This window comes from Aeromonas sp. 602396 (genome assembly GCF_049173735.1).
Taxonomy (GTDB): Bacteria; Pseudomonadota; Gammaproteobacteria; order Enterobacterales; family Aeromonadaceae; genus Aeromonas; species Aeromonas veronii_A.
Genome location: NZ_JAAKSD010000006.1, coordinates 187,867 through 209,076, shown reverse-complemented (window position 1 = coordinate 209,076; position 21,210 = coordinate 187,867). Strand labels below are relative to the sequence as shown.

The window sequence follows — 21,210 nt, the reverse complement described above, 5'->3', positions numbered from 1 at the left end:
TTTACACGCGCTACAGTTTTCTCCATACAAAGTGACATGTGGGAGATCACTAGTTCTATAAATGGATTGTATGCCAACAAACTATGTCTTTATTCTACTATTTCAAGAGTGACGGTAAATCGATGAGACTCGCTTGATATAACAAAATGATTTGTAGGGAGAAAAGCCCACCTTAACTATGGTCAGCGAAGGGGCTTTTTTTGTATTATTCCCCTCTTGACCTTATTTAGCCTAAAGGCTCCTGTATCGGGAGTGGTGACGAGGAAGACATGCAACAGCTTGAAGAAGTAGTCGGCCAAGCCAGAGCCGAAATTGAGGGCGTGAGCGATATCGCGACCCTCGACGAAATCCGGGTCAAATATCTGGGTAAAAAGGGCTTTTTTACCGAGCAGATGAAGGGCCTGGGTGCCTTGTCTGCCGAAGAGCGTCCCGCCGCGGGCGCCGTGATCAACCAGGCCAAACAGCAGGTTCAGGATGTGCTGAACGAGCGTCGTGAAGCGCTCGAAGTCGCCGTGCTGAACCAGAAGCTGGCTGCCGAGACTATCGACGTCAGCCTGCCGGGTCGCCGCATCGAGAATGGCGGTCTGCACCCGGTAACCCGCACCATCGAGCGCATCGAGCGCCTGTTTGGCGAGATGGGCTTCAAGGTTGCCCGTGGTCCCGAGATTGAAGATGGCTTCCACAACTTCGATGCGCTGAACATTCCGGCTCATCACCCGGCGCGTACCGATCACGATACCTTCTACTTCAATCCTGATCTGATGCTGCGTACCCACACCTCCGGTGTGCAGATCCGCACCATGGAGCATCAGCAGCCGCCGATCCGCATCATTGCGCCGGGTCGCGTCTATCGTAACGACTACGACATGACCCACACCCCGATGTTCCATCAGGTCGAAGGCCTGCTGGTTGACGAGCATGCCAGCTTTACCGAGTTGAAGGGCATTCTGCACGACTTCCTGCGCAACTACTTCGAGGAAGACCTGACCATTCGCTTCCGTCCTTCCTATTTCCCGTTCACCGAGCCGAGCGCCGAAGTCGACGTGATGGGCAAGAACGGCAAGTGGCTGGAAGTGCTGGGCTGCGGCATGGTGCACCCGAACGTACTGCGTTCGGTCGGCATCGATCCGGAAAAATACTCCGGCTTTGCCTTCGGCATGGGCGTTGAGCGCCTGACCATGCTGCGTTACGGGGTCAACGACCTGCGTGCCTTCTTCGAAAACGACCTGCGCTTCCTCAAGCAGTTCAAGTAAGGGCGAGAGAACATGAAATTCAGTAAATCCTGGGTGATGGAGTGGGTCCGCACCGAGTTGAGTGACAACGCGCTGGCCGAGCAGATCACCATGGCCGGTCTGGAAGTGGACGCCGTGGAAGCGGTGGCCGGCCAGTTCAACAATGTGGTCGTGGGTGAAGTGGTCGAGTGCGCCCAACATCCTGACGCCGACAAGCTGCGGGTGACCAAGGTCAATGTGGGTGAAGCCGAGCTGCTGGACATCGTCTGCGGCGCGCCAAACTGCCGTCAGGGCCTCAAAGTGTGCGTGGCCAAAGTAGGGGCGACCCTGCCGGGTGATTTCACTATCAAGAAAGCCAAGCTGCGTGGTCAGCCGTCTCACGGCATGCTCTGCTCTTTCAGTGAGCTGGGTATCGACGTTGAAGCCGATGGCATCATCGAGCTGCCGGCCGATGCCCCCATCGGTACCGATATTCGTGACTACCTCAATCTGAACGACGTCTCCATCGATGTGGATCTGACTCCGAACCGTGCCGATTGCCTCGGTATCGCCGGTCTGGCCCGCGAAATCGGCGTGCTCAACAGCGTGGACGTGGTCGAGCCGACCTGGGCACCAGCTGTTGCCACCATTGATGCAACTTTCCCGATCCGGGTTGAAGCACCAGCTGATTGCCCGCGTTATCTGGGCCGCGTCATCAAGGGGCTGAACTTGCAGGCCCAGAGCCCGCTCTGGATGCAAGAGAAGCTGCGCCGTGGCGGCATTCGTTCCATCGACGCCATTGTCGACATCACCAACTACCTGCTGCTGGAATACGGTCAGCCGATGCACGCCTTCGATCTGGCTACCCTGGAAGGGGAACTGGTGGTGCGTCGTGCCCACGCCGATGAGCCGATGACCCTGCTCGATGGCAACGAAGTGAAGCTCAAAGAGACCACCCTGGTGATTGCCGATGCCAAAGGTCCTGCCTGCATGGCCGGTATCTTCGGTGGCAATCGCACCGGTGTATCCGAGACCACTACCGACATCCTGCTGGAGTGCGCCTTCTTCGCGCCGCTCTCCATCACCGGCCGTGCCCGTGCCTACGGTCTGCACACCGACTCTTCCCACCGCTTCGAGCGCGGGGTGGATCCGGAGTTGCAAGCCAAGGTGATGGACAGAGCCACCCGTCTGCTGTTGGAGATCTGCGGCGGCGAAGCGGGTCCGGTCATCGAGGTCAAATCCGATGCCCATCTGCCGAAAGCGGCCCCCATCAAGCTGCGTCGCAGCAAGCTCGACAAGGTGATCGGTATCAGCGTGGCTGACGCTCAGGTGGTCGAGATCCTGACCCGCCTCGGCATGCAGGTCACTGTGGATGCTGACGGTTGGACTGCGCTGGCACCCTCCTGGCGTTTCGATATCGCCATAGAGGAAGACCTCATTGAGGAAGTGGCTCGCATCTACGGCTACAACAACATCCCGAACCTGAAACCCGCCGCTTCTCTGGCGATGGTGGAGCAGGCAGAAGGGCAGGTGACCTTGAAGCGCGTGCGCGACCTGCTGGTTGACCGCGGTTTCCAGGAAGCGATCACCTACAGCTTCGTCGATCCCAAGACCCAGCAAACCCTGTTCCCGCAGAGCGATGCCATCGTGCTGCCGAACCCGATCTCGGTCGAGATGTCCGCCATGCGTGTCTCTCTGTTCCCGGGTCTGGTGCAAGCCGTTGTTTACAACCAGAATCGTCAGCAGCCGCGTGTGCGTCTGTTCGAGCAGGGTCTGCGTTTCATCAAGGATGAAAGCGCCGAGAACGGTATCCGTCAGGAGCCGATGCTGGCCGGTATCATCACTGGCAACCAGAGCGACGAACACTGGGATATCAAAACCCGCGCAGCCGACTTCTTTGATCTGAAAGGAGATCTGGAAGCGGTGCTGGACTTGACCGCCGAAGGGGCCACCTTTACCTTCGAGCGCACCGAGCACAGCGCCCTGCACCCGGGCCAGAGCGCAGCCATCCTACGCAATGGCGAGATCATCGGCCACATCGGCGTGATCCACCCGAGCCTCGAGAAGAAGCTGGGCCTCAAGAGCCGCGCGGTGATGTTTGAGCTGGAGCTGGATAAGCTTACCCCTGCCAAGGTGCCGGTTGCGGCCGAAGTTTCCAAGTTCCCGGCGAACCGTCGCGACATTGCCGTGGTAGTCGATCGTCAGGTTCTGGCAGGTGATGTGCTTGCGGTAATTAAAAAAGTTGGCGGAAATCAGGTAGTTGGAATAAACTTGTTTGACGTATACCAGGGTGCTGGTATGGCAGAGGACAAGAAGAGCCTGGCCATCAGTCTTGTATTGCAAGACACCCAGCGCACCCTGGAGGAGAAAGAGATTGCCGAGACCGTAGACAATGTCGTGCGGGCCCTTGGTGAAGAGTTGAATGCATCCTTGAGGGATTGATCTATGGCGCTTACCAAAGCCGACATTGCAGAGCACCTGTTCACCCAGCTCGGGATGAGCAAGCGTGAAGCCAAAGATATGGTGGAAGCCTTCTTTGAGGAAATCCGACAGGCGCTTGAGCGTGGTGAACAAGTCAAGATTTCAGGCTTCGGTAACTTTGACCTTCGTGAGAAGAATCAGCGTCCCGGACGCAACCCCAAGACGGGCGAGGATATTCCTATCAGCGCCCGCCGCGTGGTGACCTTCCGGCCTGGCCAGAAGCTCAAGGCCAGGGTAGAAAATGTTGAACCCAACGAGTGATAAAAAGCCAGGCAGATGCCTGGCTTTTGTTTTCAGATGACCAAATTCCCCGTTTTTCTTCTGGGTGCCGTACTGGCACTGCCATTGCACGCCAAGCCTTTGCAGACCACAGTGCTGCCGTTGGCGCCGGCGACCCAAGCTTATGTAAATTCACTGAGTCAGCTCTCGCTCTGCTATCCTGCGACGCTTCCTCCACCATACCTGATGGCCGAGGGGGGTCTGCTCAAGGATCGTCTCGCCCGGTTGCAGGAGCTGTTCCCGGTTCCCCTCGTGCTCAAAGAGTTGCCCGATTGGCAGATATTGCGCAACGGGCTCGCAGAGGGTGACTGCGACATCATTCCCTATGTCGGAACCCGCAAGAAGGCCGTGGAGGGCATGCGGTTAAGTCGTCCGATGATGGAGACCGATGCCGCCATCCTCTACAAGGGTGAAAATCTCAAACAGGCCCGCTTTCTGGTCTACTCGCTGGCAGACTCTGCCCGCCTGCTGCACGAGCTCTATCCACAGGCACGCATTATTTCCCTAAAAAGCGGAGAGAAGGTCTACGACGCGCTGCAGAGTGGCAAGGGTGATGCCTATCTGGGGGACTATCTGCAACTGCGCTATCTGATGCGCGAGTTTCCTGCCGATGGTTTGCGCCTGCGCCGCCTGTTTGGTGAGGATCGGATCATCAGCTATCGCTTGATGATGCGTGATCAGCCTGAGTTGGCCAATCTGGTGGACACCCTGATCCGTCATATGCCCGCCGGTACTATCTATACCGATCTGGCCCGTTATCTCGATCAGGGGTCGCTCTACGTCAACCAACCCCACTTCAGCGATACCGAGCAGGCCTGGTTATCCGGCCGCGGGCGCACCATTCGTCTTGTGGTCAATCCCGAGTTGATGCCCTATAGCGGTGTCAATGATCTGGGGGAGCCGAAAGGGTGGAGCGCGGATGTGCTGCGCTGGGTCACCCAGGAGACCGGCCTGAAATACAAGCTGGTACCTGCAGCCAGCAAGGCGGAGGCCGTAGAAAAGCTGCGCCTTGGTGAGGCGGATATGATGGCCGGCTTGCCGGAATCCCCGGCATTGACGGATCAGTTCATTTTCAGTCGGACGATCTCCACCAATCGGTTTGCCTTGATCAGCAAGCGCAAGTTGGCTGCCGATCGCATCACCCAGCTCAAGCGGCAGCGTATTCTGGTACCTGAATCCCTCTACGATCCCTCCTTGCTCGCCCTGCTTGGTGATCAGGAGTGGCTTCGCACCGACGGCCTCGAGCAGGGGTTAGCAGCGATCAAGCAAGGCAAGGCTGACGCCATGCTGAGCGAGCTATATCAGCTGCAATATCCCCAGCGTACCAACTTGCTGGAAGGGCTCGATATCGAGGAGCTGGAAGATCGTTTCGGCCTAGGCTTTGCCATCAACAAGAGTCAGACCGAGCTAGCCGGTGTGATGGACCGCAACCTGATGGCGCTGACCAGCACCCAGATCGACGAACTTAACCAGCGCTGGCGCCGCTTGCTCGTCGTGCAGCAACCCGGTGTGAGCTACGCCGCCTGGTTTGGCTCCATCGCCATGGCACTGCTGATCAGCGGTATTGTCATCGGCGGGATCTGGCGTTCCCGCCAGCAACTGGCAAGGGAAGTGGCCCAGCGTCACGCCGCCGAGAAGGCGCTGGCCATCGAGAGCGAGCTGCGGGAAACCATGTTTCAGGCGTTGCCGGTGCCCGTCTATCTGCGCAACAGCCAGGGCAAGGTGATCAAATCCAATAAACAGGGGCGACGTCTGGCCCTGCGCTACTCTCAGCAGTTGATGCTGCCGCCGGTTCAGCCGCAAAAGAGCGAAGGGGAGCTGGTGCTGGGGGAGCAGGTCTTCGCCTATGCCCAGCATCCGCTGCGGCTGGACAAGCAAGCACCTGCCACCGATCTCATCGCCCTGTCGGATATCAGTGTGCTGCGTGAGCAGGCCCGTTTTCTACGTCAGGCAGAGCGCCGCCTGCGTGCCCTGACCAATACAGTCCCCGGCGTGGTGCTGCAGTTTATGTTCGAGCGGGTACGGGTAGGGGCCATCGAGTTTATCAGCCGAGGCTGTTACGAGCTGCTGGGGCTGGCGAGCCAGCAGATCCGCCGTGAGCCCAAACGGGTGCTCATTATGCTTGAGCGCGAGGATCGCCGCCGGGTAAGCCGTGAGATGTTCGCCATGTTGCAGGCTGGCAAACCCTTCGCATTCACCCTGCGCTATCACCATCCGACCAAGGGTCTGCGCTGGTTGCAGCTCTATGGCCGTGGCCGCAGTCAACCGCATGGTTGGCGAATTTATGCGGTGATGCAGGATGCCACTGCCCGGGTCGAGCAGGATCAAGCATTGCAGCACTCCCATGAACAGGCGCAGCAGGCGGTGCAGGCCAAGGGCCGTTTCCTGGCGGCGATTAGCCACGAGATCCGTACACCGATGAACGCCATGCTCGGCTTGCTTGAGTGGCTGGCCAGCACCCCTTTGTCGAGAGAACAGGATTCGGCGCTGGCGCGGGTGCGTCAGGCGGGGGATGAGCTGCTCGGCCTGCTCAACGATGTACTCGACTTTAGTCGCAACGAAAACAGCAAACTCTCCCTCTCGCCCCAGCCCACCGATTTCGCCGAGCTGTGCGAGCACGTGGCGGCGGTGCACTGGAGCAAGGCCAGATCCAAACGGCTGCAATTACGATTGCGGCTTGACCCCGCCTTGCCAGCCTTGCTGACTCTCGATCCCCATCGGGTACGGCAAGTGCTCCACAATCTGCTCTCCAATGCCATCAAGTTCAGCCTGCGTGGGGAAGTGGTGCTGTGGGTCGAGGTAGTCGCATCGACCTTGCGCTTCGGGGTCGATGATGAAGGGCCGGGGATCACCGCCAAGATGCGTCCTACTCTCTTTATGCCATTCGAACAGTTTGCTGTTGAAGGGCAGTTGCGGGCGCCGGGCACCGGCCTTGGTCTGGCGATCTGCAAGCAGCTGCTCGAGCAGATGGGCGGGTTGATCGATGTCGAGGGACGCCCGGGCGGTGGTAGCCGCTTCTTCTGCGAGTTGCCGTTGCAACAGGTTCAGCAAGATATCGATTGGCAGCCAAGAGTACGCCAGTTATCCCTCTCACTGCCTCACGATGAGGTTTTGGGGGTCACGCCCTGGTTGTCCAGGCTCGGTATTCATGTTGCCAGTCGTGCGGTTGATCTGCTGCAGGCCGAGAGAGACGAGGATAGTCTGTATCACTGGTCATGGCAGGGGGAGTCCTGGGTGCCGGGCACCATGATCAGCCTGTTCCAGCCACGGATGACATCAGAGCAACCTGTGGGTGAGATGCAGCCCGGGCTTGGTATGCGGGTACTGCTGGTTGAGGATCACGATGTCAACCGGGAGCTGATCTGTATGCAACTGGGGCAACTCGGTGCAAGCGTAGTCAGTGCCGCCAACGGGCAGCTGGCGCTGGAGATGCTGGTGAAGCATCAGGTGGATCTTGTGTTGACAGACCTGCAGATGCCGGTGATGAACGGGGCCGAACTGTGCAGGCAATTGCGCCAATCCGCGCGTTGGGCCCGTCTTCCGGTCTATGTGATCACCGCAGATCTCAGTGAGCAAGCGGCAAGGGAGCTGCAATCCTGCGGTTGCGATGGCCATCTGGACAAGCCGGTCGCCCTCAAGGTGCTGGCGACCTTGCTGCGCCATATTGCCAAAGAGGGGAGCAATGCTGTCGCCCCGACACCGGTTGCCTCGTTGCTGACCGATGAACTGGCCGCCCTTTATCTGAAGGCTACCCGTGATGATTTGGCCGAACTTGAACGCTGCTGCACAGAAGAAGATGAAGTTGGCGTGAATGCTGCTTTACACAAGCTGAAGGGGGCCGCCAGAATGGTAGGAGCCACGGCGCTGGTGACGGTGATTGACGAGTGGCAACAAGCCCCCCATCCAGCTCTCCAGAGCAGTTTGAACCGGGCGTTGGATGAGTTCAGCCAGCATTTCTCGAAAAGGACCCAAGATGATCATTACTGATGAAGAACTGCTGGCGTTGCTCGACTCGGAAGAGCACGAGGCGGCAGATTTTTGCCCTGTCTTGCTGTATGCGCTTGATCGGGCCTCCCATGAGCTGGCAAATAGCACGACACTCCCCTCTTATGTCACTTTGCAGCGCACCCAACCGGACGCCTGCTGGCAGTGGGAAGGGTTGTTTGCGGCCGGTGCCATTGCCCTTTACGATCCTGCCGCTCACCAGCAGGCGGACTATTTCCCCGAGTTGCAGCATCATCAGGGAATTTATGCCATTGGTGAAGATTGGCTGGGAGGACTTGCCGCCAGTTACCGTGACTGGAACAACTGGCTGGCGGCCAAGCGGGTGCTGCTGCTAGAAGATCACCCGTTTCAGGGGATGCAGTTGCAGCAGGCTATCGCCGAACTGGGGCTCTCCTGCCAGTGGGTACAGGATGAAACTGCCTGTCTTGCTGCGTTGGAGGCTGGCGACATCAGTCTGCTGGTGTGTGATCTCAGTCTGGTGGAGCAGGATGCCATCAGCCTGCTGATGAGCCAGCCGCAAATTCAGCGCAGCGGGTTGCCGATCATTCTCTTGTCGGCGCACGAGCAGACATTGATCGACGGTGCCCGCCGTCTGCTGCACGATGCCGGTTTCAATGTGCTGGCTGCACTGGCCAAGCCACTCGATGGCAACGAGCTGCTCAGGTTGCTGCGCGGACTCTATCTGGGGCCTCTGCGTCAGCGTCGGCTGAGTGGCCAACGTCGAACAATTCGTTGTTGGCAGGGGGAAGTGCAGGGTCAGCTTGGGCTGCTCTCCAGTCCCGCGACCCCTCATCCGGTCTGGCTGGCGGTAACGGGTTTACCCAGCCGCTGGGAGGCGCTCAAGGATTGGCTGACGGAGCAGTCGCGCACCCCAGCCGAACTGACTCTGCTGATCCACCGTCGAGACCACCTGCTCGGCAATGCCGATCGCTTCGCACTGGTGCTGCAAGCCAGTCTGGCGGGGAGCAAGCTGGCGCTGCTGCTCGATAACAGCCAGCATCTGCCATTCGATCTGCTGGAGCGTTTGCCGCTGCAAGCCTTGCTGCTGGGGCAGGGGATCTTGCCGGAGATGGAGTCCTTGACCGGTGACTCCCTGCTGGGACGCTTTATGGCCCGGGTTCGGGAGCTGGGGATCGCCGTCTATCTGGATGATCCTTACAACCTGCTCGATGTCGAGGTGTGGCGGGAGCAGGGTATTGCGGGGCGCTGGTAACCCGTGCCCCGTTATCTCTGCTGGCCCATCCATCGGGAGCGTCTCTGCAAGGGGCTGGCAGGCTGGCCCCATCCGGCTTCGCGGTCGGTACTGCCACTGACGATGCAGGTCGCCGACCAACCTTGTCTGCTACGAGAGCTGCAGGGGGTGGATCCTGACCGTATGCTGGCCGCCTATGATGCGCTCAGTGAGGAGAGCATCTACTTGCGTTTTATGCGCCCCAAACGGAGGCCACCGCCGGAGCAGGTGGCCCAGTTTCTCAATTACCATCGCGAACACCAGATCTCGCTGTTGCTGACCGATCTTGCCGGTGAGCCGCTGGCTCAGGCTCAGTCCATCCGGCGTCGACTCCATCCGGAGCGTGCCGAATTTTCCTGCATCGTGGCAGATCATTTCCAGCACAAGGGGGCGGGACGGCGCATTCTGCTGGCGCTGGCACTGCTGGCCCGAGCTGAGGGGATCTGTGAGTGGACCGCGGAGGTGCTGGCCCAGAATCGTCCCATGCTCACTTTGCTCAAGCGCCTTGGTCTGCCGCTGACCCTGGTAACCGGGCGGGAGATGGTTTTTGTCAGGCTCGATCTGACCGTGCTGGATGAGTGGTTGCCCGCACAGCCACGCCAAGCTTTTAAGACCAAGGGCGAATAGTGGCGCTTTTTTCCCTGTGCTAAGGTCACACTATTATGCGGGGATAGACGGAGCAGCTTATGGCGCAGTCATACAAACATATCGTGATCCTGACCGGAGCGGGGATCTCTGCCGAATCCGGCATCAAGACTTTTCGTGCCTGCGACGGTTTGTGGGAAGAGCACAAGGTCGAGGACGTGGCGACCCCCGAGGGTTATGCCCGTGATCCCGATCTGGTGCTGCGCTTTTACAACTCCCGCCGCAAACAGCTGCAACAGCCCCAGGTTCACCCCAATCCGGCCCACTATGCGCTGGCCCGCCTCGAGCGACTGCTGCCCGGCACGGTCACCCTGGTCACCCAGAACATCGACAATCTGCACGAGAGCGCGGGTAGCAAGAACCTTATCCATATGCACGGCGAGCTGCTCAAGGCCCGCTGCCCCGAGTCCGGTCAGGTGATCGAGTGGCGCGGTGATCTCCATCAGGACGAGCTCTGCTCCTGTTGCCAGTTCCCCCAGCCGATGCGTCCTCATGTGGTCTGGTTTGGCGAAATGCCGCTCGGGCTGGATCGCATCTACAGCGCGCTTGCCCGGTGCGATCTCTTTATCTCCATCGGCACCTCTGGCGCCGTCTATCCGGCCGCCGGGTTTGTCCATGAGGCGGGCCTCAACGGGGCGCACACCATCGAGCTCAATCTCGAACCGAGCGAGGTGGGTAGCCAGTTTGACGAAAAACGCTATGGCCCAGCCTCCCTGCTGGTGCCTGCCTATGTCGATGAGTTGCTGGAGGCGTGCGGCATTCATCAACCGAGGCAAGTCGAGGGGCACAACTGGATGGAGATGCGCGGTCCCTGAGCTAGTGTGCGACGGGACAGTTGCAATGGTTCGGTGAAATCGCCACACTGGCAACCATTTAAAAAATGGGACGCAGTTGGCGCAAATTACCATGACCGCAGTAAAGCAATGGATCGCTTTTTTTCTCCTGATGCTGGCCAGTGCCAGTGCATCGGCCTCCATCCCCCTGATGACCCTGGTACTGCCAGATGGCCAGCAGGTGACTCTCGATGAGTCGGCCCTCTCCGCCTTGCCACAGACCGAATTCACCACCACTACCCCCTGGACTCAGGGTGCCCACCACTATCGCGGACCGACCCTGTCAGCCGTGCTGGCGGCGCAAGGGATCCCGGATGCCCGCAAGATCGCCGTCTCGGCCCTCAACGGCTATCAGCAGGTGGTGGATCTGGCACTGTTCGACGGCGTGCCGCTGACCCTGGTGCGCCAGGAGGACGGCAAACCGCTGACCCGGCGCAACAAGGGGCCGCTCTGGCTGCTCATCCCGTTCACCACCTATCCCAAGCTGGACGTGCCTGCCATTCACAACTGCATGGTGTGGCAGGTGACCCGCATCGAGATCGTCGATTGATGGGGCTATCCCGCCAAAATCTGCTGTTGTTTGCGGTGTCGCTGCTGTTTCTGCTCTCGTCGGGCAGCAGCCTCTATCTGCAGTATCGGCAAGAGCAGCTGGTCGATACCTTCTACCGCAATGTCCACTGGAACATCAGCCAGGTGATGCTCGAATCCCAGCGTTTCCTCTACGACCTGCAGCTCTATCGGGCTGGCAGACTGTCGATGGAGACCCTGAGCCTCGATTACGATCTGCTGTGGAACCGGCTCGACATCTTCCTCATCAGCAGCGAGACCGCCGAGATGCGCCAGCGGCACGGACTCGGCAAGGTGCTGGCCACCCTGTTCGAGCAGATCAAGCAGCTCGAACCCCAGATGGAGGCTGGTGCGCTGCGCGAGGGGGCTGAGCTTGCCCGCTTGCAGGAGACGATCGTCAGCCAGACCCGTCTCATCGAACAGATAGGGGATCAGATCCTCTCCGGCCAGGAGCGGGAGCATTCGGTCAGCCAGATCCGCAACAGCCTGTTCTGGCTGCAGATCTGGCAACTGATCCTGCTACTGACCGGTGGCGCTCTGGTCGCAGCCCTCATTCGCGCCAATCGGGCGAACCGTCGGCTTGCCCTGCTCGATCCCCTGACTCGGCTTGGCAACCGCCGTGCCCTGAGGGAGCAGCTCTCTAGTGCTCTGCATGCTGGCGAGGTAAGCGCCCTGGTGGTACTCGATCTCAAGCGCTTCAAGCAGGTCAATGATCTGCTGGGTTATCAGGTCGGTGATCGGCTGTTGCAGATGGTGGCCGACAAGCTGCAACAGGCCCATGGCAGTCACGCTTACCGGCTCGGCGGTGACGAATTTGCCGTGGTGCTGACCAAAGCGGACGGCACGCTGGAAATACGCATTCATGAGCTGGTGGATCTGCTCCATTTCGAGTTCGTGACACGGGAGTGCAGCTTCGATCTGGCCTGTCGGCTCGGGGTAGCCAAGGCACAGCAACAGGATGCCGCCCGGTTGCTGGATCAGGCGATCCTGGCCCTTAATCAGGCCAAGCGTAGCCAGGAGGGGGCGATCAGCTGGTTTGAGCCTGCCATGCTGCAGCAGTTGCAGTTGAGTCAGCAGCAGCTTCATCAGCTGCGAGAGTGGCTAGCGGGGCGCGAGCCTGCACCGCTGCGAGTGGCATTGCAGGCGCTGACGGACGGGCAGGGCAACGACATGTGGCAATTGGCGCTTGAGTGGCGTGAGCAGGGGGCGCCCTGCCACATGCGCTGGCTGCAGGAGTGCGGTGTGCTGGGGCCCGTGTTGGCCCGGGTGCTGCAAGCGCACGAGGCGCAGTATGCCGATGGTCGGGAACTGCTGGTCCCGCTCGACAATCAGGCCCAGCTGACCCATCTACTGGCCTATTTGCCGGAGGCTTCCCGTACGCCGCTGGTGTTGCTGGTACCGACGCTGCAGCCGGATGGTGCCTTGCTGGCGGGATTGCGCCAGCAGGGTTGCACTCTGGCGCTCAGAGAGATTGGCAGTACCACCTCGGCGCAGCTGGCAGCCGGCTGGCCTGTCCGCTACTGGCTGCCGCAGGGTGATGAAGATGGCGAGTTGCTGCAACCGCTGGCCAGACGATTGGGGCTGGTGCCACTGCAAGTGCTTGCGGCCAGGGAGACCAGGTCGCTGGCCTGAGGGCTAAAAGCGGTATTGCATCGGCAAGAGACAAAATGAAACAAGGCGACCTCGGGGTCGCCTTGTTCGTTTATTGCCCCTGAACGTCAGGGGCGAGGGGCGCAGGATTGTCTGATCACCAGGTCCGGGTCGACGGTGATCAGGGGGTTCTCCACCGCTTCGCCGTTGATGCGAGCCAACAGGCGGGTGACGGCGAGGCGCCCCAGCTCCTCTTTGGGCTGATTGACGGTGGTGAGCGGCGGCGACATAAATTCTGCCAGTGCCACATTGTCATAGCCAACGATGGAGATATCCCGCGGGATCACCAGCCCCGCCTGATGGGCGGCGCTGATGGCCCCCATCGCCATCATGTCGTTGCAGACAAAGAGGGCGGTGGGCCGCTCGGGCAATGCCAGCAGACGGGTCATCGCCTGATGGCCGCTGGCGCAGTCAAAATCCCCCTCCTGGATCCACTCTTGATTGAGCGTGAGACCTGCCTCCTGCAACGCCTGCTCGAAGCCAGCCTGGCGCTGGTTGGCGGGGGCGCGGCTGTGGGGGCCGGTGATGCAGCCGATGGCGGTATGGCCCAGCTCAATCAGATGGCGGGTTGCGAGATAACCGCCGTGAAAGGAGTTGTCGGCGATAAGGTCTACATCCTCACTGACCAGCCCCCAATCCATCACCACCACCGGCAGGCTCTTGAGCCAGTCGAGCTGATTGAACACCTCTTGTTGGCCTTCGCTACACATGATCAGCAGGCCATCGACCCGCTTGCGCAGCATCATCTTGAGGTAGGAGAGAGCGGTTTCTGCTTGCCCCTCGGTGTTGCCCAGCATCAGGTTGTAGCCCTGCTCGAAGCAGTAACGCTCCACCCCGCGCACCACCTCGGCAAAGAAGGGGTTGCTGGAGGTGGTGACCAGCATGCCGATACTGTTGGTCTCCTTCACCTTAAGGCTGCGGGCCACCAGACTCGGGGCGTAGTTGAGATCGCGCATGGCCGCAAAGACCCGTTCGCGGGTCTCCTCGGCCACAAAGCGGGTCTCGTTGATGACATGGGAAACGGTGGTGGTCGAGACCCCCGCCAGCGCCGCCACCTCCTTGATATTGGCCATCAGTGCCCCTGTGCAGTCTGCTCAAGCAGGAAGGTGTCGACCTCCTGCTTGCTCGGGATGGAGCTCTGGGCGCCGAAGCGGGTGACGGAGAGTGCCGCCGCCCCGTGGGCAAAGCGCACCGCGCTGTGGAAATCGGCGCCCGCCAGTTCCGCCGCCAGCAGGGCGCCGTTGAAGGTATCGCCCGCGGCTGTGGTATCCACCGCCTTGACCCGAAAGCCCGGGATCAGCTGTTGCTGCTGTGCGTTGCTGCAATAGACCCCCTGCGACCCCAGGGTGATCATCACATCCGCAATACCCATCTGGTGGAAGCGGGCGGCCGCCTCGCGGGCACTCGTTTCATCGGTGACTTTCACGCCGGTCAACAGCTCGGCTTCGGTCTGGTTGGGGGTGATGAGATCCACCAGCGCCAACAGCTCAGCGGAGAGCGGACGTGCAGGGGCGGGGTTGAGCACCACCCGGGTGCCGTGGGCGCGAGCCAGCCGTGCAGCTTCATGGACGCTCTCAAGCGGCACTTCCAGCTGCAACAGCAGGGTGTGGGCGTCGGCGATCATCGCTTCGTGGTTTTTCACCACGGCAGGGGTGATGGCCCCGTTGGCTTCGGCTGAGATGCCGATACTGTTCTCCCCCTCATCGCTCACATAGATGATGGCGATACCGGTCGGGAGCTTGGGATCGAGCTCGACGGCGCTGACGTCGATGCCATCTTTGGCAAAACCGCTCTTCATCTGGTGGCCGATGGCGTCATCACCGATACGGGCGATAAAGGAGACGGGGGCACCAAGGCGGGCAGCTGCGACTGCCTGATTGGCCCCCTTGCCACCCGGGACCACCTGATAGCTGTGGCCGGTCAGGGTTTCACCCGGGCGAGGAAAGTGGGGAACGCGCAGCACATGGTCTGCATTGACACTGCCCAGAACGACGAGACGATTCATGTTGACTACTCCTGATGCATCTTGGCTTGAACACTGTGATGGAGTGAGCCCAAGCCGGGAGGCACCTAAACGAGAGGGAAAAGGGGAGGCGAACCTCCCCTCGAGCACTTACTTGCTGACCACTTGCAGCGGTACCGGAATGGATTTCTCGACCGGCTGACCTTTCAGCACCTTGTCGGCAGTCTCGACGCCGATGGCACCGATCAGCGCGGGCTGCTGGGCCACGGTGGCGGCCAGTTTACCCTTGGCCACGGCGGCTTTGCCATCGTCAGTACCGTCGAAGCCGACGATCATCACCTCTTTACCGGCAGCCTGCACCGCACGAATGGCACCCAGCGCCATCTCGTCGTTCTGGGCGAACACAGCTTGAACGGTCGGGTGGGCAGCCAGCAGGTTTTCCATGACGTTCAGACCCTTGGTGCGGTCAAAGTCGGCCGGCTGGGAAGCCAGCACCTGCAGCTTGTTCGCCGCCACGGCCAGGGCAAAACCTTCGCCACGGTCACGGGCGGCGGAGGTGCCGGCAATCCCTTCCAGCTGAATGACCTTGGCGCCGGTACCCAGTTTTTCGGTGATGAAGTCACCGGCCAGCTTGCCGCCTGCCACGTTGTCGGAGGCGATATGGGCCTTGACCTCACCCTGCGCAGCACCACGGTCCAGAGTCAGTACCGGAATGCTGGCGCGGTTGGCCAGACGAATGGCGTTGCCCACCGCTTCGGAGTCGGTGGGGTTGATCAGGATGGCGCCGACCTTGCGTACGGTGAGATCTTCCATGTTGGAGAGCTCTTTGGCCGGGTCATTCTGGGAATCCAGTACCACCAGCTCGTAGCCAAGCTCTTTGGCTTTGGCTTCGGCCCCCTCTTTCATGGTGACGAAGAAGGGGTTGTTGAGGGTGGAGACCACCATGGCCAGGGTTTGATCGGCGGCCTGGGCGGTGCCCAGCACGGACATGATGGCGGCAGCGAGCAGGGTATTGAGCTTTTTCATCATTTCATTCCTTGTGTGTGGCTTGTCTTATCAACGATTGCTTTTGTTATCGATCATCACGGCAAGCAAGATCACGCTGGCCTTGGCGATCATCTGGTAATAGGAGGATACGTCGAGCAGGTTGAGGGCGTTGTTCAGGAAGCCGATGATCAAGGCACCGATCAGGGTCCCCATGATTCGGCCCTTGCCGCCCATCAGGCTGGTACCACCCAGCACCACCGCGGCGATGGCATCCAGCTCGTAACCCATGCCCGCCGTCGGCTGGGCAGAGGAGAGACGAGAGGTAACGATAAGCCCTGCCAGTGCCGAGAGTGCGCCGCACAGACCATACACCGCCAGCTTCACCCGATCCACATTGATACCTGAGAGGCGGGTCGCAGATTCGTTACCGCCCAGGGCGTAGATGTAGCGACCGAGACGGGTGTGGTTGAGCATGAACCAGGCGAGCAGGAAGACGATGGCCATCAGCCAGATGGGCACCGGCAGACCGAACAGGTAACCGGTACCGAGCCAGGCAAAGTGATCGGCGCCGTCACTGAAACCGGTGGAGATGGGGCGGCCCTCGGTATAGACCATGGTGATGCCGCGCAGAGCGGTCATGGTGACCAGGGTGGCGATAAATGCCTGTACCTTGCCCTTGGCAATGATGAGGCCGCTGACGCCGCCCAGCAGGGCACCGGCACCCAGAGTGAGGGGCACCACCAGCCAGATGGGCAGCTCCATGGCGACCATGGTGGCGGCCAGCGCGCCGCACAGGGCGAGCACAGAGCCGACCGACAGATCGATACCGGCGGTGAGGATAACCAGCGTCATACCGACCGCCATGATGGCGTTGACCGAGGTCTGGCGCAGGATGTTGAGCAGGTTGTCGGCGGTGAAGAAGTTGGGGCTCAGGAAGGAGACCACACCAATCAGGACCAGCAGCGCGACCAGGGATTTGTTCTCGATCCACCACGCCTTGCTCATGACGCCACGGCGGGAAAGGGTTTGGGTTGTCATTGGGATGCCTCTTGCTCTGCTTGCCACTGTTTACCGACTGCCGCCGCCATCAGCTTTTCCTGATTGGCATCGCGGGTGTTGAACTCTGCGCTGATGCGCCCTTCGTGCATCACCATGATGCGATCACTCATGCCGAGCACTTCCGGCATCTCGGAGGAGACCAGAATGATGCTCATCCCCTCCTTCTTGAACTGGTTGATCAGCTGATAAATTTCCTTTTTCGCCCCCACGTCGACGCCGCGGGTCGGCTCGTCGAGGATCAGTACCTTGGGCCGGGTCAGCAGTCCCTTGGCGATGGCCACCTTCTGCTGGTTGCCGCCGGAGAGCAGCTTTATCAGCTGATCCTGACTCGGGGTCTTGATGTTGAACAGGCGCACATAGTCGCTCACCGCCTGCCGCTCGGCCTTGCCGTCAATCTTGCCGTTGCTGATGAACTCGTCGAGGGCGCACAGACTCATGTTTTCGCGCACCGACAGCTCCAGCACCAGGCCATCTCCTTTTCGATCTTCGGAGATATAGGCGATGCCGGCGGCCAACCCATCGGCCGGGCTTTTGGGCACCAGCGCATGACCGTCAACTTGTACTTCCCCGGCGCTGATGGGGCTGGCGCCGTAGATCAGCTTCATCAGCTCGGTACGGCCGGAGCCCATCAGGCCGCTAAAGCCCAGAATTTCCCCCTGACGCAGGGAGAAGCTCACCCCGCGCACGCCGGGACCGGCCAGATCTTTCACCTGCAGGCTGACGGGGCCAAGCTCGCGCTCAAGACGCGGATACTGCTCTTCCAGCCGGCGACCCACCATCATCTCGATGATCTTGTCTTCATCCAGATCGCTCACTGCCTTCTCGCCAATCCACTTGCCATCGCGCAGCACAGTGACCCGATCGCAGATCTCGAAGATCTCCTTGAGGCGGTGGGAGATATAGACGATGCCGCAACCCTGCTCACGCAGCTCGCGGATAACCTTGAACAGCTGCTCGGTCTCGGTATCGGTCAACGCATCGGTCGGCTCGTCCATGATGATGACGCTGGCATCGAACGACAGCGCCTTGGCGATCTCCACCATCTGCTGTTCGCCGATGGAGAGATCCCCGAGCCGGGTATCCGGCCCATGTTTGACCCCAAGTCGTGCCAGCAGGCCGCTTGCCCGTTCGCGGAGCTGTTGGTGGTCGATGCTGCCAAAACGGGTACGGGGTTCGCGCCCGAGGAAGATGTTGGCGGCAATCGACAACTCCGGCAGCAGGTTCAGCTCCTGGTGGATGATGCTGATCCCCTGATCCTGAGAGTCGCGGGGGCCCTTGAAGTGGACCGACTGACCGCGGTAGCTGACACTGCCCGCATCGGCCTGATAGATACCGGTCAGTACCTTCATCAGGGTGGATTTGCCGGCGCCATTTTCACCGAGCAGGGCCATCACCTGGCCCGGATAGACCCGCAGACCCGCTTCGTCGAGGGCGCGCACACCGGGGAAGGTCTTGACGATCCCGGTCAGCTCCAGAATGGGTGAGAGGGGGGAGGTTGTGCTCATTTGCAGCTTCCTTGAAGAGGCCTTCTTTGAAGAATGTCAGAACGCCACACCGGCGCAGAGGATCAGGTTGGCGTAGGGAGTCACCTCGCCGCTGCGCACGATCGCCTTGCTCTGGCGGGAGCGGGTTTTGAACTCCTCGTGCAGGCAGTATTCGATGGCAATGGGTTTGCCCTGGGCGGCTGCGTGAGCCTCAAGCTGATCGACCAGCACCTGATGGGCGGCGGGGCTGATCTGCTTGATCTCGCTTGCCATGATCACCTTCTCCACCACCAGATCGGTGAGCAGGGCGGTCAGTACGGTTTCAAGACTGGGCGTCCCCGCCATCAGCGCCAGATCGATCCGCTCCGGACCTGCCGGAATGGGCAAGCCTGCATCGCAGACGGTGATCTCGTCGGTGTGGCCCATCTGTGCCACCAGAGCACTCAGGGGAGCATTGAGCAGTACGCCTCGTTTCATACAGCACCTCATCAGGCCTTGGCCCGTCAATCTGTGAACCGCTAGGCAACCGGTTACGCAACCGGTTGCGTCATGGCGCAAAGATAGGCTTTTTACTAAGGAAGGGCCACGGCAAAACCACGGAAATGTGAAAACGATCTCAAAGGCGGGAGAAGAAGTGCAGGGGAGGAGGCAGGAAGGGTGTCAGCAGAGCCCTGACACCCTTGTTATTTATCGAGCTATTGATTTTATGGTTAGTTGGCCAGTGCCTTGGCGACCGCCGGACGGCTCAGCATGCGCTGATAATGATCGGCAACCTTGGGGAATTCACTGATCTCGACCCCATCGCTTTTCAGCCAGCCCGCGACCACGAACAGATAGATATCCGCCACGCTGAACTGCTCGCCCAGCACCCAGGGGCCTGCCAGATAGTGCTGCTCAATCTGGGCAAAGCCATCGCGCATATTGCTGGCGACTTTCTGCTGCATGGCGGCAATGGCCTGCTCGTCATCGGCCCAGCGGCTGCCACGGCGACCGTGGGCATGGGAGACATGCACGGTGGAGGCGAGGAAGCTGTTGACCTCCTGCATGCGGGCCAGCAGGAACGGGTTGTCCAGCGGCGCCAGTTTGGCATCGGGGAAGCGCTGCGCCACATAGAGCAGCAGGGCTGGGGTCTCGGTCAGGGTACCTTTCTCGGTGACCAGGGCAGGCACCCGCCCTTTAGGGTTGATGGCAAGATACGCAGGATCACGCTGCTCCCCTGCGGCGAGGTTGACGAGACGGGGTTGGAACGGGGCATTCGCTTCCAGCAGGGCAATCTGCACGGCCATGGCACAAGTGCCGGGAGCGAAATAGAGGGTCAGATCGGACATGAATACTCCTGATTGGCTCAGGCCACCCGCGATATTGGCGAAAGATTGCTTCGCGTAACACCACGGAGGGTCATGAAAAAAGAGAGGGGGCAACGCTTGCCCCCCAACCAATCTACACCCCTGAGGGGTGATGAAAAAGTGCAGAATTAATCGGCTTTGGCCACCTCGGCTATCCATATGTAATATTTTTAGTGGCAACCACAATAATGATAGGGGACACCACTCCGACAAAAACACTTTCTTAAGGCTTTACCTGTAACCAAGCATTTTAAACTTAATATTGCCCCATTTTTGTCCACTGGGCCTAATGGGTTGTCCCAGATGATATATGGTCTTTCACGGATTTTTTCTAGAAACGCTTTAGGCGGATATGGATTGGCCACAACAATAACACAGCCTTGTGGAAGAGAGTCTATTATTTTATCGATTTCTGGTCTATCACATTCGAAGTAAGATATTCCAATAAATAAACAGTAGTCACTGGTTTTTAGCTTATTTTCAAACCATTGATTAGCAGGAGCGACCCATTGATATGAAGCGTATTTGTTAGCTTCATTTGGAATTATGCATAGAGCTTGTCTCCTCGGAGACATAAGTTCATGTTGCTCAAGCCTGATAATTCCAGTGTTGTTTAGATCAATAAAATTATTTAATGGATATTGAGGTGTATAAAAAATACTATTTGGTGTGATTTCAAAGTCCACAGAACCATGTGGTTTAACTAATGGAATCCCGTAACCATGGTGATTTACTTGAAGAGAATAGTATTCACGTTTTAGTCTATCTAAAGAAGTTTCAAGCAGTAGATCATAGTTCAACGAAAATGCAGCTGTAATTTCGGATTTATGTAATTTCAACCATCGAAACCAAGCCCAATCGGTAGAAAATAGATCACGTTGTTGCTGGCTATACATTGAAAATGCAAGCGTTAAGAAATGTCTCGACTCTAGTGTCGTTTTGAAGCTGTCTAAACCAATGCTTTGGCAATAGCCCTCGTCCAAGGCCAATTTAAATACGTCAAAGTGAGGTTTATCTGAGTTCAATTTATACAAAGTGTCTAATCTATACAGGCTAGTTAAGAGGTTTTTTCCCGTTGAAGGGCAAGTAACATCCCAAGTGATAGGCTCCTGTGAGTTAAATTTATGCGCTAACCCTGAAAATTTTCCAAAGCTAATCGAAAAACCATTACCTACGACTAAGGAAATTTTTGGCATTCTAACCTCAAAAAAATCTAATACACGCTTAAGGGGCTGACAACGCTACCGTCAATTTTTCATATAATTCCGTAACCACAAAACCAACGCATAGTAGAACTACTAGGTTTTATCGGTTTCGATAATACAGTACTGTCATTGCTGATAAATGCATCTATTGTGCCTATATCTGCACAATGGGGCAACTCTGAATCTGAATGGAATGACCCACATTCACTGCTCGCCCCCTAAAAATTTTTATGCAGCTGGCTGCTTGGGGGGACTTACAAGGAT

Annotated in this window: 17 protein-coding genes; 9 read left to right on the top strand and 8 right to left on the bottom strand. The window is 58.9% G+C overall.

Annotated elements, in window-relative coordinates:
- Positions 1–269 precede the first annotated feature (269 nt).
- The 9 genes from pheS (at position 270) to G5229_RS10180 (ending at position 12,884) form a co-directional block, all read left to right on the top strand.
- Positions 270–1,253, top strand: a complete 984-nt coding sequence (pheS, locus tag G5229_RS10220) for a phenylalanine--tRNA ligase subunit alpha (RefSeq protein ID WP_042053694.1) — start codon at positions 270–272, stop codon at positions 1,251–1,253.
- A gap of 12 nt (positions 1,254–1,265) precedes the next feature.
- Positions 1,266–3,653, top strand: coding sequence for a phenylalanine--tRNA ligase subunit beta (gene pheT, locus G5229_RS10215; protein ID WP_376901005.1), 2,388 nt, complete (start codon positions 1,266–1,268; stop codon positions 3,651–3,653).
- 3 nt (positions 3,654–3,656) lie between these two features.
- Entirely contained in the window at positions 3,657–3,953 is a 297-nt protein-coding gene (gene ihfA, locus G5229_RS10210; RefSeq protein ID WP_005300715.1) for an integration host factor subunit alpha, read from the top strand.
- A gap of 15 nt (positions 3,954–3,968) precedes the next feature.
- Positions 3,969–7,958, top strand: a complete 3,990-nt coding sequence (locus tag G5229_RS10205; protein WP_421209056.1) for an ATP-binding protein — start codon at positions 3,969–3,971, stop codon at positions 7,956–7,958.
- Entirely contained in the window at positions 7,945–9,189 is a 1,245-nt protein-coding gene (locus G5229_RS10200; protein ID WP_421209055.1) for a response regulator, read from the top strand. Before G5229_RS10205 ends, G5229_RS10200 begins: the two co-directional genes overlap by 14 nt.
- 3 nt (positions 9,190–9,192) lie before the next feature.
- Positions 9,193–9,834, top strand: coding sequence for a GNAT family N-acetyltransferase (locus G5229_RS10195; protein WP_227342867.1), 642 nt, complete (start codon positions 9,193–9,195; stop codon positions 9,832–9,834).
- A 59-nt stretch (positions 9,835–9,893) separates the two neighbouring features.
- Positions 9,894–10,667: a Sir2 family NAD+-dependent deacetylase gene (gene cobB, locus G5229_RS10190; RefSeq protein WP_266134624.1), complete on the top strand. Its 774-nt coding sequence runs from the start codon at positions 9,894–9,896 to the stop codon at positions 10,665–10,667.
- A gap of 91 nt (positions 10,668–10,758) precedes the next feature.
- The gene (locus tag G5229_RS10185; RefSeq protein WP_149152901.1) at positions 10,759–11,235 is read left to right on the top strand and encodes a hypothetical protein; all 477 of its coding nucleotides are present in this window, start codon (positions 10,759–10,761) and stop codon (positions 11,233–11,235) included.
- Positions 11,235–12,884, top strand: coding sequence for a diguanylate cyclase domain-containing protein (locus G5229_RS10180; protein WP_421209054.1), 1,650 nt, complete (start codon positions 11,235–11,237; stop codon positions 12,882–12,884). The genes G5229_RS10185 and G5229_RS10180 overlap by 1 nt, the downstream gene beginning before the upstream one ends.
- An 86-nt stretch (positions 12,885–12,970) precedes the next feature.
- On the opposite strand, the gene G5229_RS10175 is transcribed toward G5229_RS10180, so the two are convergent.
- From G5229_RS10175 to G5229_RS10140, 8 genes are all read right to left on the bottom strand, one after another.
- Positions 12,971–13,975, bottom strand: coding sequence for a substrate-binding domain-containing protein (locus G5229_RS10175; RefSeq protein WP_421209053.1), 1,005 nt, complete (start codon positions 13,973–13,975; stop codon positions 12,971–12,973).
- Positions 13,975–14,907 carry a ribokinase gene (gene rbsK / locus G5229_RS10170; RefSeq protein WP_421209052.1) on the bottom strand — a complete coding sequence of 311 codons (933 nt, stop codon included), beginning with the start codon at positions 14,905–14,907 and terminating at the stop codon, positions 13,975–13,977. The genes G5229_RS10175 and rbsK overlap by 1 nt, the downstream gene beginning before the upstream one ends.
- A gap of 108 nt (positions 14,908–15,015) precedes the next feature.
- Positions 15,016–15,891 (bottom strand): ribose ABC transporter substrate-binding protein RbsB, encoded by an 876-nt coding sequence (gene rbsB / locus G5229_RS10165; RefSeq protein ID WP_005360585.1) that lies wholly within the window; start codon positions 15,889–15,891, stop codon positions 15,016–15,018.
- 30 nt (positions 15,892–15,921) lie between these two features.
- The gene (rbsC, locus tag G5229_RS10160) at positions 15,922–16,890 is read right to left on the bottom strand and encodes a ribose ABC transporter permease (protein WP_005336670.1); all 969 of its coding nucleotides are present in this window, start codon (positions 16,888–16,890) and stop codon (positions 15,922–15,924) included.
- Positions 16,887–18,416, bottom strand: a complete 1,530-nt coding sequence (gene rbsA, locus G5229_RS10155) for a ribose ABC transporter ATP-binding protein RbsA (protein WP_182970999.1) — start codon at positions 18,414–18,416, stop codon at positions 16,887–16,889. The genes rbsC and rbsA overlap by 4 nt, the downstream gene beginning before the upstream one ends.
- Before the next feature lie 36 nt (positions 18,417–18,452).
- Positions 18,453–18,872 (bottom strand): D-ribose pyranase, encoded by a 420-nt coding sequence (gene rbsD, locus G5229_RS10150; RefSeq protein ID WP_236399878.1) that lies wholly within the window; start codon positions 18,870–18,872, stop codon positions 18,453–18,455.
- A gap of 233 nt (positions 18,873–19,105) precedes the next feature.
- Positions 19,106–19,723 (bottom strand): glutathione S-transferase family protein, encoded by a 618-nt coding sequence (locus G5229_RS10145; RefSeq protein WP_421209051.1) that lies wholly within the window; start codon positions 19,721–19,723, stop codon positions 19,106–19,108.
- A 188-nt stretch (positions 19,724–19,911) separates the two neighbouring features.
- A complete protein-coding gene (locus G5229_RS10140; protein WP_181222353.1) occupies positions 19,912–20,937 on the bottom strand; it encodes a hypothetical protein in 1,026 nt (341 codons plus the stop codon).
- Positions 20,938–21,210 lie beyond the last annotated feature (273 nt).